The following is a 17753-nucleotide window of genomic DNA, read 5'->3' on the forward strand; positions in this document are numbered from 1 at the left end:
AGTCAGCCCCTGATCTCTTGCGGATTTAAGTGATCACGTAGCCAGTCGCCTAATAAATTCATCACAAAGATCAGCAAAATCAAGGTGACACTTGGGAACACACTGATCCACCAGGCACCAGAAAAAAGGTAGTTAAAGCCCGATGAAATCAAAGCCCCAAGTGATGGCTGTGACGGCGGCATCCCTAGCCCAAGGAATGACAATGCCGCTTCAGCAACAATGGCATTGGCAATTTGAATGGTTAGGATGACCAAAATGGGCGACACAGTATTAGGTAAAATATGGCGCAGCATAATATGGAGCTTGCTTACCCCCAAAATGCGCGCCGCATCAACGTATTCTTTCTCTTTCTCGGCAAATACGCAGGCTCGTACCGTCCGAGCAAAAATCGGCCACTCTGCTATGCCTAACACTAAAATCAGCATTAACATCGCCAACTGCTGATACGCCGCATTACCAAACATCGTTTGAAAAATCGCTAACACTACAATGGCAACCATCATGGTCGAAAAGGACAGTTGTATGTCCGCAACACGCATCAAGAACGCATCCAAACGTCCGCCAATATAGCCAGATAAAAGGCCTATACTGACCCCAAGTAGCACTTGAATCAGCACCGCACACACGCCAATCGTCAGAGACAAACGCGTGCCATACAGAATCACCGACAATAGATCACGTCCTTGGGTATCGGTCCCGAGCAAAAAGCGACTGTCCCCCGTCTGCCAATAGGGCGCTAGCTCAGCATTTTCGAGATCCATAAAATCGGTGCTGTTCACGTCATAAGGTGACAACAAAGGTGCTAGTAAAGCGACCAAGCAGTAAAAGACAAAAATCAGCAGAGCAAACAGTGCTAGTTTATCGCCACGAATGGCCATCAACAGGTGACGTACACGGGTAACGTGCTCAGGGGAAACGTGGGGACGATGCAACAAACTCATGCGCTGTAGCCCGGAATTCTAACTCTAGGGTTGACCATACTGTACACCACATCGACTAAGGTATTGGTCACTACAAAAATCACCCCAACCACCATTAAATAAGCGGATATTAATGGCACATCCACTCGTGTTACGGCTTCCATGAACAATAGCCCCATACCCGGCCACTGGAAAATACTCTCGGTTAGGATGGTATAAGCGACGAGTGTTCCCGCCTGAATCCCACCTACCGTGATGACAGGTAGCATGGTGTTTTTTAACGCATGTAGAAAGTAAATACGCGATGCTGAAATGCCTTTTGACCATGCATAGCGGATGAAATCACTTTGCAGCACATCTTGCATTTCCGCTCGGATTAAGCGAATAAAAATAGGGGTTAAAACAAATGCTAAAGAAAAACTTGGCAGTAAAAGGTGTCGCAGTCCATCTTGATTAAACAACCCTGTTTGCCAAAGCCCTAGAAAAGAAGTGGTTTCCCCGCGACCAAAGCTTGGTAACACGCGCCACTCAATGGCGAAGAAGTACATCAGGAAAACAGCGACAATGAAGATCGGGATCGATAGCCCCAATGTACTAATAAATAGAACCGCTCTGGATAATAGGCTTTTGGGGTGAATGGCGGCAATAACACCAAGTGGCGTCGCTAAAATGATCACCAACAGCAAAGCGCAAAACGATAACTCGAGCGTTGCAGGCAAGCGATTTACAATCACATCCAAGGTAGGCTGCTTATAGTAATATGACATGCCTAAGTCACCTTGCAGTGCTCCCATCAAAAAACGACCATACTGCTGCAATAAAGGGTCATTTAAGCCCAGCTCTTGTTGTAAGGCCGCCCGCTCCTGCAAGGACACAGATTGGCCGACCATCTGCCGAACGGGGTCACCCAGGTTATCTTGAATAACAAAGCTGACCACACTGATAATCAGCAGCACAAACAGCGCCTGACAAAGCCTGCGCCCAATAAAGCTAACCATGGATTCCTTCGCTTACTTCTAAATCGCCCCAGTATGGGAAATTCAAAAAGTTTAACACGCCTTCTAATCGAACCGAGCGCTTCGTCGCCCAAATAATCGGTTGCCAGTACAACGGAATCACCAGTGCTTCCTGTGCAGTGTGATGTTCAATCCCCTGCAAGATACGTTCGCGCTGTTTAGGTTGCATTTCACGATTAGCTAAGCGAACACCTTGCTCAATCAAAGGGTCACAAAACTCTCCGGCGTTATAAGTGCCCAAACCTGTTTTAAGGTCTCGACACGCCAACGTGAACTCAAAAATATTATTGGAATCAAAGGTGTCCGACTGCCAACCCAGCATCATGACATCCGCCGCCCGTTGATCAAACAACTGGAAGTATTGGGCTTTAGGAAAGGTTTTAAGGTCTACTTTAATGTTGATTTTTTCTAACATCGCCGCAGCGGCCTGAGCCACTTTTTCATCACTCATGTAGCGGTTATTCGGCGCCATCATGGTGATACGAAAGCCCTCTTTATAGCCAGCTTCAGCCATCAATTGTTTGGCTTGTTCAATATCGTATTGGGGCATCAAATCACTGATATGACCGGCAAACGCCGTTGCACTGAGTTGCCCCGCCGCTTCACCATAGCCTCTAAGGATTTTCTCTACGATTAGGCTTTGATTGATGGCAAGACTCATCGCTTGACGAACTTTAGGATGTTGCAATTCTTTTCTGCGGGATTGGTTGAGCTGTAACATCACGATGCGCGTTCCCGTCATTGACAGCAGCTGAATATCAGGGGTGCGTTGCACACGGGCAATGTCGATTGGCGCAACCGGTGAGATGGCGTCAACGTCGCCTGTTAATAGCGCCGCTAAACGAGTCGAATCGGAGCGAATCGGCAACCATTCCATACGCTGTACATTCCCGGAGGAAGTTTGATCCCAGTAGTTTGGATTACGCTCAAGTACTAAACGCTGCCCAGCAATACGCTCTTTGACTTGAAACGGTCCTGAACCTGATACGTTGCTCGAAGCAAACGTTTGCCCAAATTTTACGATCTCAGCCTGACCTTCATAGAAACCTTTGTCCATCACAAACACATACGCCAGTATGTTTAATAGCAAGGGGGAAGTATGAGTGGTGTGGATATCGACGGTATAATCGTCGATTTTGTCCACATTTTGCACAACATTGAACAGTGCTTTGAAATCCACAGAGCCTTTTAATCGTTCCACTGTGAATAAGACATCGTCTGCAGTCATGCGGTTGCCTGAATGAAATTGCACGTCATTGCGTAACTGAACACGCATAGTGTTGGCGTCGAGCATTTGCCAAGATTGGGCTAAACGCGGTTCAAGCGTACCGTTTTGGCGCCATCGAACTAAAGGGTCAAAGACCGCGTGAGAATACTGAATGCCTGCTTCGGACAGCTGTTCATGAGGGTCAAGAGAGATTGGATCAGCATCAACCGCTATACGGATATCCGCCGCCAAGCACGAGAACGCACTAAAACCCATTCCAAGTAGAATGAGAAGACATCTTAACATTTGGGTTCCTTATACGGGCTGATTCCGCTTTATGACTGGGGGTTGCAGATCTAGCCTCTTGTTGTACTGGCCAATAACTTGACCATTTGGTTATACCCTACAGTATAGAAAATCAACAGTTGTTCGCCTAGTAAAGAATGAAGCGAAGCACTGACTTCGCTTCATTTTCTTTCACTATGCCGCGCCAGAAACCTCCGTTAAACGGTTTTCTTCAACGGCATGACAGGCAATCAAGTGGGCCTCATCGGTAGTACGAAGTACAGGCCCTTCAGTACGACAACGATCGTTCGCATACTGACAACGTCCATGGAAAGCACAACCACTTGGTGGATTCAGTGGTGATGGCAACTCCCCTTTTAGCTTAATGCGCTGACGGCGTTTATCACTCGATAGCTGTGGAGTACTGGAGAGCAACGCTTGAGTATAAGGATGTTTCGGGTTAGTGAAGACTTCCTCACAAGTACCGTGCTCAACCACTTTACCGAGGTACATCACCATCACTTCATCGGCGATGTGCTCTACCACAGATAAATCATGAGAAATAAACACATAGCTCAAGCCAAACTCTTGTTGTAGATCCATCATCAGGTTGAGAACCTGCGCTTGCACTGACACATCCAGAGCTGACACCGGCTCATCAGCCACTATCACTTCAGGATCTAACATCAAACCACGGGCAATGGCGATACGCTGACGCTGACCACCTGAGAACATATGCGGATAACGATCATAGTGCTCTGGCTTCAAGCCTACCTTGGACATCATTTCCATGGCTTTGGCCTTGCGCTCCGCTTTGCTCAGATTGGTATTAATTACCAACGGCTCTTCTAAGATCGAGCCGATTTTCTTACGAGGGTTTAAAGAGCCATAAGGGTTTTGGAAAATGATTTGGATTTTCTGGCGCAACTCTTTTTGCTGCTCTTTCGATAAAGCCAATAAATCCTCACCAAGGAAATTCAACTGACCATCGGTCGGTGTTTCGATCATGGTCAGCATTCGACCTAGTGTCGATTTACCACAACCTGATTCCCCCACTACCGCTAAGGTTTTGCCTTTCTCAAGGGCGAAGCTTACTCCGTCCACCGCTTTCACTATCGCATCAGGCTTTAAAAAGCCTTGCTTCACTTCATAATGCTGCTTCAGGTTATGGGCGTTTAAAACAAGTTCTTGGCTCATGCGGCTGGCCTCCCCTGTGCGTTCAGTGGTGTATGACATTTCACTTGGCGTTCTAACGGCCCTTGGCTAGCAGGCTCCACATTACGACAATGATCCGTTGCATAAGGACAACGGGGACTTAGCAGGCATCCCTTTGGTCGATCGTATTGACCAGGCACCACACCAGGCAGCGCTTCTAAACGTGCTTTACCAGCTGCGGATTCAGGCAATGACGCCAGCAAAGCTTGTGTGTAAGGGTGTTGCGGTGCGCTAAACACTTCATTCGCTGGACCACTTTCAACGATTTGACCGGCGTACATCACGATCACCCGATGGGCCACTTCGGCCACCAGCGCTAAATCGTGGGTAATCAATACCAAGCCCATTTGCTTTTGTTCTTGTAGGTCAATCAGCAGATCAATAATCTGAGCTTGAATGGTCACATCCAAAGCCGTTGTCGGCTCATCGGCAATCAAGAGTTTAGGATTACAAGCGATCGCGATCGCGATCATCACCCGCTGACTCATACCACCTGACAGTTGATGCGGATAAGCGCTTAAACGCGTTTCAGGCGCAGGAATACCAACCAGAGTTAACAACTCAATAGCGCGGTTTTTCAGCTCTTTTTTAGTACCACCTTGGTGGGTTTTGAGCGCTTCAATGATCTGATAACCCACTGTAAAACACGGATTTAGACTGGTCATTGGATCTTGGAAGATCATCGCAATATCAGAACCTGTGATTTTGCGGCGTTGCACTTCAGGCATGGACAACAGATCCTGATCCATAAAGGTCAGTTCATCGGCACTGACTTTTCCAGGGTAATCAATTAAGCCCATTAACGACAATGAGCTGACACTTTTACCTGAGCCTGACTCGCCCACGATGCCTAACACTTCCCCTTCGTTGACGCTGTAGCTGATTTGATCCACAGCGCGGAAATTACCAAAGGTAACGGATAGATTTTCTAGCTTAAGTAATGACATATTGCGCTCCTACTGCTTCAACTTCGGATCCAGTGCATCACGTAAGCCGTCACCCATTAGGTTAAACGCCAATACGGTCAACAAGATCATCAGACCTGGGAAGGTTACCACCCACCACGCGCGCTGAACGAACTGCAATGCGTCCGCCAACATGCTGCCCCATTCAGGGGTTGGAGGTTGTGCACCTAAGCCAAGGAAGCCCAGCGCGGCCATGTCTAAGATGGCAGTTGAAAAGCCTAAGGTCGCTTGTACGATCAGTGGTGCGACACAGTTAGGCAGAATACAAATAAACATCAAGCGTAGCGGACTTGCGCCAATCACTCGGGAAGAAGTTACGTAATCTCGAGACATTTCCGCCATAGTCGCCGCACGGGTTAAACGCACATAATGTGGCAGTGAGACAATCGAGATCGCTAACGCGGCGTTAACGATACTGGGGCCCAAGATCGCTACGATCGCAATCGCCAACAACAAACTTGGCATCGCGAGCATAATGTCCACCACACGCATGATGATGGTATCCACCACACCTTTGCAGTAGCCCGCCACAAGGCCAAGCAAAATGCCCATTAATAAAGAAGCGGTTACCGCGACCAAACCAACGGACAGAGACAAACGAGCGCCGTGAATAATACGCGACAGAATGTCTCGACCCACATCGTCAGTACCTAAGACATAGGCCCAGTTGCCCCCTTCCATCCATGCAGGAGGAAGTAGTAATGCATCACGAGCTTGATCGGATGGCGAATGAGGAGCAACCACATCCGCGAACAAAGCCATCAAACAGATGATAATGATGAACACCAAACCGCTGACCGCGCCTTTGTTGCCCTTAAAGTAGTGCCAGAATTCTTGTAACGGTGTACGTTGTGCTGGCGCTTGTAATGTTTCAGTCGTCATAGCGCCTCCTTAACGGCTGTGTCGAATACGTGGGTTAACAATGCCGTAGGCAATGTCCACCAATAGGTTGACCACAATGATGATCGTGGCCACGATCAAGATCCCCCCTTGCACGACTGGGTAATCACGTCGACCAATGGATTCAATCAACCATTTACCAATTCCCGGCCAAGCAAATACGGTTTCCGTCAGGATCGCACCGGAGAGCAAAATACCCACCTGCAGACCAATGACCGTGATCACAGGAATCAAAGCATTGCGTAACGCATGGATAATGATCACTCGCCATGGCGCAATGCCTTTAGCACGAGCGGTACGAATGTAATCCTCGCTTAGCACTTCCAACATGGACGAGCGCGTCATACGTGCAATCACCGCCATAGGAATGGTGCCTAGAACAATACTTGGCAAGATAAGGTGCGCTATTGCAGAAGAAAATGCCCCTTCTTCACCGGACAGAATCGAATCAATCAACATAAAGCCCGTGACATCATCGATCCAATACACTACATCGATGCGTCCCGAAACTGGCGTCCAACCGAGATTCACAGAGAAGATCAACATGAGCAATAACGCCCACCAGAAGATCGGCATGGAATAGCCCGTTAAAGAAAAGGTCATCACCGAGTGATCAAACAAGGTGCCGCGCTTCACCGCGGCAATCATACCTGCCGGTAAGCCAATCAGAATGGCAAAAATCGCCGCACAAAATGCCAACTCGATTGTGGCTGGAAACAAGGTTAAGAACTCGCTTAATACAGGCTCTTTCGTTACTAATGAATTACCTAAGTCACCCTGTAATACACCGGTGACGTAGTGAAAATATTGCACATATAAGGGCTGATCAAAGCCAAGTTGCGCGCTGAGTTCGGCGTGACGCTCTGCACTGACACCGCGTTCACCAGCCATTACCTCAATCGGGTCACCTGGGATCAAACGGATAAGCGTGAACGTCAGCAAGGTAATTCCGATAAACGTCGGAATGACTAAACTTAATCGACGAAAAATAAATTGGAACATAGATGACTAGCTCTCTTAATGGGGAGAACCAAACAGGCGCTTAGCCCGCTTGATTTAGCAGAGATAAGCGGCTTCCACGGCCGCCTAACTCTGTAGTGCTCGCGGCTTCAATGATGCTCATCGACGCCGCGCTTTTGATTACTTCTCTAGACTTACGTTGTAGAAGTAGTGACCACCTAGTGGGTCAATTTTGTAGCCTTTCACTTCCTTACGGATTGGCTCGTATACCACTGAGTGGGCAACGGTAATCCAAGGAGCTTCACGCTTGAAGACTTGCTGAGCTTCTTCGTAGAACTTAGTACGCTCCGCTTTTACAGACGTTTTCTTCGCATCCAGCAGCAAGTTGTTGAACTCTTCGTTACACCATTGCGCGCGGTTAGAACCACCTACGCCGTCACAGCCAAGAAGAACATACATGAAGTTATCTGGGTCACCGTTATCACCCGTCCAACCTAGCAATACAGTATCGTGTTCACCTTTCTTAGAACGGTTTAGGTATTCACCCCATTCGTAAGAAACGATCTCAGCATCGACACCCACTTTTTTCCAATCTTCTTGGATGATCTCAGCCATACGGCGAGCATTCGGGTTGTAAGGACGCTGAACTGGCATCGCCCAGATGTTGGTTTTGAAACCGTTCTCGTAGCCAGCTTCTTTGAGTAGCTCTTTCGCTTTCACAGGATCGTACGAGTAGTCTTTCACGTCATTGTTGTAAGACCACATAGTCGGTGGAATCGGGTTTTTCGCCACTTTACCCGCACCTTGGAACACCGCATCAATGATGGCGTTTTTATTGGTCGCGTAGTTTAGCGCTTGGCGAACTTTGGTATCAGTAAACGGTGCTTTCTGCGTATTGAATGCTAAGTAACCCACGTTTAGACCTTCTTGGCTCATCAAGTTGATATCGCTATCTGCTTGCATTTGCTCAAGGTCAGCAGGGTTTGGATAAGGCATCACATGACACTCACCCGCTTTTAGCTTAGCGTAACGAACCGAAGCATCTGGCGTGATAGAGAAGACTAGGCGATCGATGTCCGCTTTACCTTTCCAGTATTCTTTAAACGCTGTGTAGCGAATCAAAGAGTCTTTTTGGTACTGAACCTTTTGGAATGGACCTGTGCCAACTGGGTTGATATCCAGCTGTTCTGGTGTGCCTTTCTTCATTAGGTAATCCGCTTGTTCTGCGGAAAAAATCGATGCGAAGTCCATGGCTAAGTTTGCCACGAACGGTGCTTCAGGCTGGTTCAGAACAAACTTAACCGTGTAATCATCTACTTTAACGATGTCTTTGATTAAGTCTTGCATGCCCATACCGTTGAAGTATTCGTATGAGCCACCTGAAACGGTGTGGTAAGGGTGATTTTTATCCCACTGACGAGCGAAGGTAAAGATGACATCGTCTGCGTTGAAATCACGGCTTGGTTTAAAGTCCTTGGTGCTATGGAACTTGACGCCTTTGCGTAAATGGAAAGTGTATTCAAGACCGTCAGCCGACACATCGTAGCTTTCTGCTAGACCTGCTTCTGTTTCGGTTGTTCCTAGTTTGAACTCAACTAGGCGGTTGAACATGTTTTTTGAGCTGGCATCGAATGTTGTACCCGATGTGTAGAACGCTGGGTTAAAGCCTTCTGGGCTACCTTCTGAACAGTAGACCAACGTTGAAGCAGCCTGAGCAGACATTGACATGGCACCTGCAGCCATCAACGCAAGTGGTAAAGCGGCTAACCGTTTTTTCATCTTAACTCTCCATTTCGCATAATTATTTTCAAGTTCTGTTAAAACTCGCGACATCGGCTCAGGCATTTAGCCAAGCCAATGAAAGTGTTCTTTTGTGATGTCGTTGAATTCGGAGAACGAACTGAGATGTGTTAAAAGCGGCCTCACTCTAACGAGTCGTTGAGTGAGGCGGCTATTCCTCTTCCTTGAGGCCCCCTACACGTTTTCGCGAATCCTGTAAAAAGTTCGCAAAAATAGCGTATTTGAAGAGTACTGAAGCGATTTGGAATAACCAATCGAAATAACGATATGCTCTATACGCAATGCGTATAGAGATCTTGAATAGAAAAAATTTTATTTAAAAATCAGCAAGTTAATTTTTAGAAAGACGTGTTATTTTTTAATCAGCTAGCTTTCATAGCTAAATCAAACCCTGTTCAATCGCATATTTTGTGAGTCCTGCAAGCGTATGGATATCCAGCTTATTCTTTAGGTTTTGACGGTGAGTTTCCACTGTTCGCACACTGATATTCAACCGTCTAGCCACCTCTTTATTTGCATGGCCAGAAGTTAACGCAATCAATACATCGAGTTCCCGACGGGTGAGAGATTCATTGGCTGCCGGTGCAGGATCAAGAGACTTATCCGGCATCGTAAAAAGCGACTGAGAAGCGCCTGCACTGAAATACGTGCCTCCCTGAAACACGGTGTCTATGGCCATGATCAGTTCATTAACTGACACATCTTTGAGCACGTAACCACTTGCTCCCGATTGCACGAGAGGTAAGATGTATTCTCGATCATGGTGCATACTCAGCATCAGCACTTTTATTCGCGGTAGTTCCTCGCGAAAGCGTTTAGCCGCTTCAATCCCCCCAAGAACCGGCATAGAGACATCCATCAACACCACATCTGGTGCCAATTGCTGCGCTTTTTGCAACGCTTCTTCACCATTCTTAGCGGTGCCCATAATTTCAATATGTGACTCCAGCTGTAAACGTGCGACCAAACCATCGAGCACTAACACATGGTCATCCACTAATAAAACCTTGATATTAGGTCGGCTCATTTTGACCTCCAGATATGGCTATTTCACTGGGCACAAGAGCCCTAACGGTAGTGCCTAATTCCGCTTCACTATGGATAGAAAATTCCCCTTCAATTAACGCCAAACGTTCGCGCATGTTGAATACTCCTATGCCACTGGCATGATCACGAGGGTTAAAGCCGCAGCCATCGTCTCTACATTCAAAGTGTAACGCATCTTTTTGCAACCAAATTTTTAACGAAACGTTCTGAGCATTGGCGTGCTTTTCAATGTTGGTTAAGCACTCTTGTGATAAGCGATACAGGGTAATTTCTACCTCCTCAGCTAACTCATCGAGATTTGGGATGAGCTGATATTGGACGCGAGCCTGTGTTCTCTCTGCGAACTGCTCTAACAAGCCAATCAACGCCGCTTCAAGACCTAAATCATCCAATAAAGTCGGTCGCAAGTTATGGGAGATTTGCCGTACTTCTTGAATCGTTTGCTCAATCACATGCTCAGCCTGCTGCAAATCCGCTTCAATCGTGTCATGTTGCACGCCTTTACGAAGCTTATTTCCCACCAGCTCAATGCGAAACTTACTTGAGACCAGCAATTGATTGATACCATCGTGAAGCTCACGGGAGAACTTTCGACGCTCACTGATCTGTAAGCGAATGAAGCGCTTAATTAACTTCTTTAACCGAACATCAGCTAAACGATGTTCTCGTAAGTTAATAAATAATCCCAACAACAAAACCACGACAACCGTTAGACCTAATACAAACAGCACGGTAAATAAGCTGTTGGAGATGTTTTTGTTCATCGCATTTTGTGCAGCCTCAAGATCCCGATATATATCATCAAGATACATACCCGTCCCCATCATCCATCCCCAAGGCTCGATTAATACAACATAACTAAGCTTATCTTCTTGGATCAGTTGCGGTGGTTTTTCCCAAATATAGCGATGAAACCCACCTCCCAATTTAGCAGCCTGAATTAAGTTCTTAATAAGAAAGTCCCCCTCCTTATCCTGAAACTCTAATAAGTTTTGTCCGACAAAATCAGGCTGCGTTGGGTGCACTAAATTCACACCATCTAAGGTGTACGCAAAGAAATAGCCATCTTCGTTGTAAGTTAATCCGGTAAGTAAACGACGCACTTTCAGCTTCGCCTGTTCAGTGGTCAGGGTAGGATCATTTAGGATAGGACGAATGGCCGACATGGCAATGGCCACATTGTCTTTTAGAGCTTGCTTGCGGGTTTCGATCATGCGCTGCTCATAGAGCGCCAGCTCTTGCTGCGTCAATGACTTAGCATGAGTCACCCCGAGATAAGTAATGATTGCCGTTGCCAAAAGCAAAGGGATCACTGTCAGCAAAATGATTTTGCTTTTAAGTGTCATAGCAGGACCTAGTTATTGTTGTTTCCTGATCGTTATATGTCTTTCAGGCACACTAACATGCACCTTGGCTAGAAAGATTGAAGGGAGGCCAAGCCTCCCTTTTTTGTAAATGTATCGCCTTCTTTGATAGAAAGCTATTAGCCATTAGTCCATGCCATATAAGCCTGGCAATACTAATATACTCACTAGCACGGCTATCTGAATTAGGATGAACGGTATCACACCACGATAGATATCGAACGTTTTCACCGACCTAGGTGCGACCCCTTTTAAATAGAAGAGACTGAACCCAAATGGCGGCGTTAAGAATGACGTCTGTAAGTTCATCGCGATCAAAATAGCAAACCACACCATATTGATCCCTAATGCTTCTGCAACAGGCGCTAAGATCGGTACGATAATGAAAGCAATCTCAACGAAATCGATAAAGAAGCCCAAGATCAAAATAGCGACCATTGCCAAGATAATGAAGCCCCATTTTTCACCAGGCAGGTTCAACAACGCTTCTTCAACAATGTAGTCACCACCGGTATAGCTGAACGCCATAGAGAATGCCGTCGCACCCATTAGGATAGCAAACACCATGGCCGTGACTTTAACGGTCTCTAGCGCACTATCAAACAGCATTTTCCAACTAAACTGTCGGTAAATCAGAGACAGAATCACAGCCCCCACACCGCCTAACGCTGACGACTCTGTTGGGGTAGCAATGCCGGAAAAGATCGAGCCCAGCACAATCAAGACAAGCGCCAAAGGAGGAATGATTGCTTTTAGCGCATCACGAATCTGCTCTGAGCGAGTGCCAAGAGACTCATCGTATGGGATCGCAGGCGCCAATTCAGGCTTAAGCCATGTAATCACCACAATGTATAAGATATAACACCCGATCAAGACCACTCCGGGACCAAGCGCTGCTTGGAATAGGTCTCCTACTGGAATCCCTAGTACATCCCCCAAGATGATCAAGATAATGGATGGCGGAATGATTTGCCCCAAGGTACCGGACGCACAGATGGTGCCGCAGGCCAAAGACTTACTGTAATGATATTTCATCATAACCGGCAAAGAGATCAATCCCATTGCCACCACACTTGCACCAACGACACCAGTAGAAGCCGCAAGCAATGAACCCACCAAAATGGTGGAGATAGCCAGGCCACCACGGACACTGCCAAATAGCTTACCCATGGCCTCAAGTAGCTGTTCTGCCAATCGAGTTTTCTGTAACACAATGCCCATGAAGATAAACAAAGGCACAGCCATCATCACCGTATTTTCCATATAGCTTTGGATACGGAACGGCATGAAAGCGAACATATCCCAACCTTCAGCAAACACACCGAAAATCAGCGCCACCCCGCCAAAGGTAAATGCCACTGGGAAGCCAAATAACAGCATCACCAGCGCCACGAAAAACATAATAATACCAATCATATAAACACCTATTGAGCGGCTAGTGTTGAATAGGTTCGTGATCGAACCCCTCGTTAGAAACGCCTCGGATGGCATTGATCGAGCGTAAAATCATGCCTAAACCACCAATCGCCATAGAGAAGAACGCGACCGGAATCGCCGACTTAATGATCCAACGAGCTGGTAAACCGCCTGGGTCACCACTGGTTTCACCTAACGCATACGCTTCCTTTGCGAAGTCCACACCGAACCAGCCCACAAGTAACGTGAAAGGAATCAGAAAAAGAATACAACCGGCCAAATCAATCCATGCTTTACCGCGCACACTCAAGCGCTCATAGATCAAATCCACACGAACATGACCACCGGTTTGTAGACCGAACGGAATACCCAGTAGGAAAATGGCCGAATACAAGTGCCACTCAAGCTCTTGCATACCAATTGAGACAGTATTGAAGGCGTAACGCATCAAGACGTTATAGAACACGTTGCAGAGCAACAAAATCAGCAGCAAGGCAGACAATTTACCCAGCCAAAGGGAGTAACGTCCAAGCGCCTTTTCAAGAGAAACCAGAAACATAAGAAGAGTCCCAGGGAAAACAAATTCATCAAAAAAGGCAGGACATGAAGTCGTCCTGCCTTTTAGGGGTTAGTCAGCTAAATTATCTAAGCTGTCTAGGTAAGCACGATCCGAGATATTGGTCCAAACACGTGCTTTGGCCATGTACTCAGCTTGAGAATCCAGGATCTCTTTCGCCAATGGATCAGCCGCTGCTTTTTCCGCTAGCAATTCTTCGTTGGCTTTGTACATTGCTTTCATCACGTCTTCAGGGAACGACTTAACTTCGATATTTGGGAACTCTTTCTTCATCGTTGCCCAGTTTTCAGCACTTTCGTGGTAAGACTGAATGTACATATCGTAAGCCGATAGCTTCATAGCACTCTTCAAGATCGTTTGTAGATCCGCTGGTAAACGCTTGAAAGAACGCTCATTAACTAGGAATTGCAACTCTGTTGCAGGCTCATGCCAGCCTGTGTAGTAGTAAGGTGCAATTTTGTGGAAGCCCATACGTAGGTCTAGTGATGGTCCCACCCACTCCAAGGCATCAATCGTACGACGCTCAAGAGCCGTGAATAATTCACCAGAAGGAATATTGGTTGGGCTAGCACCCAGTTTTGCCATGACCTCACCGGCAAAGCCAGGGATACGCATCTTCAGACCTTGTAGGTCCTCTACTGAGTTGATTTCTTTCTGGAACCAACCGCCCATTTGGTTACCTGTGTTACCACCAGGGAAAGAACGTAGACCAAATTGGCTGTACACTTTGTCTGATAGCGCTTGACCACCGCCGTAGTAGAACCAACCGTATTGCTCCGGTGTTGTCATACCAAATGGCATCGTTGTGAAGTACAACGTATTCGGCACTTTACCTTTCCAGTAGTAAGACGCAGAGTGTCCTAGGTCGTATTGACCTGAGCGCACCATATCAAACACACCGAAAGGCGCTTTGTGCTTGTTTGCAGAGTCGATGGTGATTTTTAGGCGACCGTCTGACATTTCTTCTGCCAGTCTTGCCATTTCACGTGGCGCATCGCCAAAGATAGGGAAATTCGCATTCCAAGTCTCCGCCATTTTAAGACGGTACACTTTGCCATCTGCGGCTACAGAATAGGAAGCAGCGAATGTAGAAACAGTTAACGTTGCGACGGCAACGAGCTTAGAGAGTTTTTGCAATGTCATTATTTTTATCCTGCCTATGGTTATTTTTATGGCACATGCCGAAGCACTGCCCTCATAATGGCGGAAAAACAGACAATGACTCTATTCGTAAGATTACCGAAAACACCCCGTAGTTTTACCCACACAGAACTACGTATAAATACGTAGTTCCAGGATCATTTAGCCAAAAGCAATGTCGTGTTTCTTTGACCTAGAGCGGTGTTTGTCCAAATTTCGTGCAAAGTTGGTTTCGACCCTATAAGCGTCTCGTTATACTCCGACCACTTAATTGTTAAACAGCCTAATTTGGATCGAGGAAAAACATAGTGAGTTCGCTGATCAACCTTTTCCGTCGCAAGCTTATTGCTCTTATTGGAGTGGTTGGCTTTACAGCCATGATGAGTTCAACCGTCAGCGCTATTGGCCAAAGCCCTGAAGAAATCACTGCACGCATTGCCCCTGTAGGCAAGGTTTGTATCGTAGGTGAAGAATGTGAAGTCGCGTCTGCTGCAGCCGTTGCTTCCAGTGATGGCCCTCGATCAGGCGAAGCGGTTTACAACCAATTCTGTACTGCTTGTCACTCTATCGGCGTGGCCGGCGCTCCGAAGCTTGGCGACGCGGGTGCATGGGCACCACGTGTAGCAAAAGGCTTCGACTCATTGATGAGTAATGCCATCAACGGTCTCAATGCGATGCCTCCACGCGGTACATGTACTACGTGTAGCGACGAAGAGATCCAAGGTGCGATTGAATACATGACAGAAAACAGTCAGTAATATCCACCCACTCTAGCGTCTAGCGCAGATCAAAACCAAAGAAGGAGGCACTTGCCTCCTTCTTTGGTTTAAGCGAATGTTATTCACAACGCCTTCAAGTCATTAGGAATTCAGCATGGCTTTAAGGGCGGACAAAGAGGCTTTACCTTGCTCTTTCTTTTGCGCTTCACTTTCATCGCCACGCCCTTCCCAGACCAAGTCTTCCTCTGGTAACTCATCTAAAAAGCGACTCGGCAAGCAATCAATTTCTTCGCCAAACTGACGTCGTTTCGCCGCCATAGTGATACAAAGTGTGCGTTTCGCACGGGTAATCCCCACATAGGCGAGTCGTCGCTCTTCTTCAATGTCATCGTTTTCAATGCTGTTTCGATGTGGCAACAACTCTTCTTCACAGCCAATCAGAAAGACATGGGGATACTCCAGACCTTTGGAGGCATGCAGTGTCAGTAACTGAACCTTATCCTCGTCCTCTTCTTCCTCTTGCCGTTCTAACATGTCGATTAATAATAGCTTAGAAATCGCATGGTCGAGGCCAGCATCAGCGTCGTCTTCCCAAGCACTTTCCATCATGCGTTGAATCGACTCAATCAAGAAACGAACGTTTTCTATGCGACGCTCAGCTGCTTTTGGCGAGCTAGCCTGCTCTTGAAGCCAACCAAAGTAATCCATGTCATGAATCATTTGCTCAATAACAGGAATTGGCGAGCCTTTTTGCAAGCGCTGACGTAAGTTTTGAATCCATGACTCGAACTCTCGTAAACGTACTAATGGCTTACCTGTGACGGTTTCATCTAGCGCTTTATCACCGGAAGCTTCAAACAAGCTGACATGTAATTGGGCGGCAAGGTTGCCCACTTTTTCGAGGGTTGCCGGGCCAATTTCTCGGCGCGGCAAGTTAATCACTCGTAGGAAGGCATTGTCGTCATCTGGGTTCACCAACAGTCGAAGATACCCCATCAGATCTTTGATTTCAGCACGCGAGAAGAACGACGAACCACCGTTCATTTTATAAGGGATACGGTAAGCTTGTAGCTTAATCTCCAACAATCGCGCCTGATGATTACCACGATATAAGATGGCAAAATCTTGATATGGAATGTTGTGGCGCAAATGACGGCTTTGAATCTCCGCGGCAACACGCTCTGCTTCGGCATCCTCATTACGGGTGACCATGACACGAATGGGGTCACCAATTCCCAGATCAGACCACAAGGCTTTATCGTAAACGTGGGGGTTATTAGCAATCAGCGTGTTCGCTGCTTTCAGAATAGTCCTGGTAGAACGGTAATTCTGCTCAAGCTTCACCAACTTAAGATTAGGGTAATCAACCGACAAGCGTTCGAGGTTTTCAGGGCGTGCACCACGCCAAGCATAGATCGACTGGTCATCGTCCCCTACTAAGGTAAAGCAGCGACGATCCCCCGCTAAAATACGGATCAGTTCATACTGACTGGCATTGGTATCCTGACACTCGTCTACCAACAAATAACGCACTTTACGTTGCCACTTTTCTCGTAACAGTTGATCGGAGATCAGTAAGCTCACCGGCAATAGAATCAGGTCGTCAAAATCCACTGCATTGTACGCACGAATGTAACGTTGATACTGCCCATAAACCTGTGCCGCCAGCTGCAGTTCTTCGGTATCAGCTTGAGTGATGGCTTCCTGCGGTGGAATCAGGTCATTTTTCCAGTTAGAAATAGTGTGCTGACAAAACCCCGCAGCGTCCATTTGCCCATTGAACTCTTTGTCTAAGATCTCTTTTACCAGTGCTAAACCATCTTGCGAATCGAATAACGTGAAGCCTTCTTTGAGCCCAGCTTTGCGGTATTCCTTGCGAAGAATATTCAACCCTAAAGTATGGAAAGTTGAGATGCTCAGACCGCGACTTTCCTCTTTACTCAACATGCCAACCACACGCTCTTTCATCTCACGTGCCGCTTTATTGGTAAAGGTTACCGCAACAATGTTGTTGGCCTTAAAGCCACAGGTCTGGATCAAGTACGCGATCTTGGTCGTGATTACACTGGTTTTACCGGATCCAGCACCTGCTAATACAAGTAATGGCCCATCAATTTGCTTCACCGCTTCGAGCTGTCGCTCGTTTAGGCTACGCATACGTTGGGCAATGGAGGGTACTGACTGGCTCATAGACACGACACCGAAATTTCTAAATGGTGGGC

At 47.0% G+C, this 17753-nt stretch carries 15 protein-coding genes; 1 reads left to right on the forward strand and 14 read right to left on the reverse strand.

Annotated elements, in window-relative coordinates:
* Nucleotides 1-2: 2 nt before the first annotated feature.
* The 13 genes from ACXAC1_RS03720 to ACXAC1_RS03780 all read right to left on the reverse strand — a co-directional run bounded on the left by ACXAC1_RS03720 (nucleotide 3) and on the right by ACXAC1_RS03780 (nucleotide 14815).
* On the reverse strand, nucleotides 3-941 hold the full coding sequence (locus ACXAC1_RS03720) for an ABC transporter permease (protein WP_199459919.1): 939 nt from the start codon (nucleotides 939-941) through the stop codon (nucleotides 3-5).
* A complete protein-coding gene (locus tag ACXAC1_RS03725) occupies nucleotides 938-1918 on the reverse strand; it encodes an ABC transporter permease (RefSeq protein ID WP_475058911.1) in 981 nt (326 codons plus the stop codon). The genes ACXAC1_RS03720 and ACXAC1_RS03725 overlap by 4 nt, the downstream gene beginning before the upstream one ends.
* Complete coding sequence (locus tag ACXAC1_RS03730) at nucleotides 1911-3449, reverse strand: ABC transporter substrate-binding protein (RefSeq protein WP_475058914.1); 1539 nt, start codon at nucleotides 3447-3449, stop codon at nucleotides 1911-1913. The genes ACXAC1_RS03725 and ACXAC1_RS03730 overlap by 8 nt, the downstream gene beginning before the upstream one ends.
* A gap of 174 nt (nucleotides 3450-3623) precedes the next feature.
* On the reverse strand, nucleotides 3624-4625 hold the full coding sequence (locus ACXAC1_RS03735) for a peptide ABC transporter ATP-binding protein (RefSeq protein ID WP_475058916.1): 1002 nt from the start codon (nucleotides 4623-4625) through the stop codon (nucleotides 3624-3626).
* Entirely contained in the window at nucleotides 4622-5590 is a 969-nt protein-coding gene (gene dppD, locus ACXAC1_RS03740) for a dipeptide ABC transporter ATP-binding protein (RefSeq protein ID WP_475058919.1), read from the reverse strand. The genes ACXAC1_RS03735 and dppD overlap by 4 nt, the downstream gene beginning before the upstream one ends.
* A 9-nt stretch (nucleotides 5591-5599) precedes the next feature.
* Entirely contained in the window at nucleotides 5600-6490 is an 891-nt protein-coding gene (gene dppC / locus ACXAC1_RS03745) for a dipeptide ABC transporter permease DppC (RefSeq protein WP_475058922.1), read from the reverse strand.
* A 9-nt stretch (nucleotides 6491-6499) separates the two neighbouring features.
* A complete protein-coding gene (locus ACXAC1_RS03750) occupies nucleotides 6500-7510 on the reverse strand; it encodes an ABC transporter permease subunit (protein ID WP_199459906.1) in 1011 nt (336 codons plus the stop codon).
* Nucleotides 7511-7648: 138 nt separating this feature from the next.
* Entirely contained in the window at nucleotides 7649-9247 is a 1599-nt protein-coding gene (locus ACXAC1_RS03755) for an ABC transporter substrate-binding protein (protein WP_273103288.1), read from the reverse strand.
* Nucleotides 9248-9647: 400 nt separating this feature from the next.
* Nucleotides 9648-10295, reverse strand: a complete 648-nt coding sequence (locus tag ACXAC1_RS03760; protein ID WP_475058925.1) for a response regulator — start codon at nucleotides 10293-10295, stop codon at nucleotides 9648-9650.
* Nucleotides 10282-11661 carry a cache domain-containing protein gene (locus ACXAC1_RS03765; RefSeq protein ID WP_475058927.1) on the reverse strand — a complete coding sequence of 460 codons (1380 nt, stop codon included), beginning with the start codon at nucleotides 11659-11661 and terminating at the stop codon, nucleotides 10282-10284. The genes ACXAC1_RS03760 and ACXAC1_RS03765 overlap by 14 nt, the downstream gene beginning before the upstream one ends.
* Before the next feature lie 144 nt (nucleotides 11662-11805).
* Entirely contained in the window at nucleotides 11806-13095 is a 1290-nt protein-coding gene (locus ACXAC1_RS03770; RefSeq protein WP_475058930.1) for a TRAP transporter large permease, read from the reverse strand.
* A 19-nt stretch (nucleotides 13096-13114) separates the two neighbouring features.
* Nucleotides 13115-13654: a TRAP transporter small permease subunit gene (locus ACXAC1_RS03775; RefSeq protein WP_475058933.1), complete on the reverse strand. Its 540-nt coding sequence runs from the start codon at nucleotides 13652-13654 to the stop codon at nucleotides 13115-13117.
* Nucleotides 13655-13723: 69 nt separating this feature from the next.
* The gene (locus ACXAC1_RS03780) at nucleotides 13724-14815 is read right to left on the reverse strand and encodes a TRAP transporter substrate-binding protein (protein ID WP_199459896.1); all 1092 of its coding nucleotides are present in this window, start codon (nucleotides 14813-14815) and stop codon (nucleotides 13724-13726) included.
* Nucleotides 14816-15120: 305 nt separating this feature from the next.
* Between ACXAC1_RS03780 and ACXAC1_RS03785 the strand changes: the two genes are divergently transcribed.
* Nucleotides 15121-15570 (forward strand): c-type cytochrome, encoded by a 450-nt coding sequence (locus ACXAC1_RS03785; RefSeq protein WP_228190807.1) that lies wholly within the window; start codon nucleotides 15121-15123, stop codon nucleotides 15568-15570.
* 102 nt (nucleotides 15571-15672) lie between these two features.
* Here ACXAC1_RS03785 and rep read toward each other — a convergent pair whose 3' ends face one another.
* The gene (gene rep / locus ACXAC1_RS03790) at nucleotides 15673-17721 is read right to left on the reverse strand and encodes a DNA helicase Rep (protein WP_475058936.1); all 2049 of its coding nucleotides are present in this window, start codon (nucleotides 17719-17721) and stop codon (nucleotides 15673-15675) included.
* Nucleotides 17722-17753 lie beyond the last annotated feature (32 nt).

Source organism: Marinomonas sp. AWM4_232, assembly GCF_056158325.1.

Bases quoted from the DNA above. Each gene is read 5' to 3' on its own strand.
- ACXAC1_RS03720 (WP_199459919.1), bottom strand. From the start codon at position 941: ATGAGTTTGTTGCATCGTCCCCACGTTTCCCCTGAGCACGTTACCCGT.
- ACXAC1_RS03725 (WP_475058911.1), bottom strand. From the start codon at position 1,918: ATGGTTAGCTTTATTGGGCGCAGGCTTTGTCAGGCGCTGTTTGTGCTG.
- ACXAC1_RS03730 (WP_475058914.1), bottom strand. From the start codon at position 3,449: ATGTTAAGATGTCTTCTCATTCTACTTGGAATGGGTTTTAGTGCGTTC.
- ACXAC1_RS03735 (WP_475058916.1), bottom strand. From the start codon at position 4,625: ATGAGCCAAGAACTTGTTTTAAACGCCCATAACCTGAAGCAGCATTAT.
- dppD (WP_475058919.1), bottom strand. From the start codon at position 5,590: ATGTCATTACTTAAGCTAGAAAATCTATCCGTTACCTTTGGTAATTTC.
- dppC (WP_475058922.1), bottom strand. From the start codon at position 6,490: ATGACGACTGAAACATTACAAGCGCCAGCACAACGTACACCGTTACAA.
- ACXAC1_RS03750 (WP_199459906.1), bottom strand. From the start codon at position 7,510: ATGTTCCAATTTATTTTTCGTCGATTAAGTTTAGTCATTCCGACGTTT.
- ACXAC1_RS03755 (WP_273103288.1), bottom strand. From the start codon at position 9,247: ATGAAAAAACGGTTAGCCGCTTTACCACTTGCGTTGATGGCTGCAGGT.
- ACXAC1_RS03760 (WP_475058925.1), bottom strand. From the start codon at position 10,295: ATGAGCCGACCTAATATCAAGGTTTTATTAGTGGATGACCATGTGTTA.
- ACXAC1_RS03765 (WP_475058927.1), bottom strand. From the start codon at position 11,661: ATGACACTTAAAAGCAAAATCATTTTGCTGACAGTGATCCCTTTGCTT.
- ACXAC1_RS03770 (WP_475058930.1), bottom strand. From the start codon at position 13,095: ATGATTGGTATTATTATGTTTTTCGTGGCGCTGGTGATGCTGTTATTT.
- ACXAC1_RS03775 (WP_475058933.1), bottom strand. From the start codon at position 13,654: ATGTTTCTGGTTTCTCTTGAAAAGGCGCTTGGACGTTACTCCCTTTGG.
- ACXAC1_RS03780 (WP_199459896.1), bottom strand. From the start codon at position 14,815: ATGACATTGCAAAAACTCTCTAAGCTCGTTGCCGTCGCAACGTTAACT.
- rep (WP_475058936.1), bottom strand. From the start codon at position 17,721: ATGAGCCAGTCAGTACCCTCCATTGCCCAACGTATGCGTAGCCTAAAC.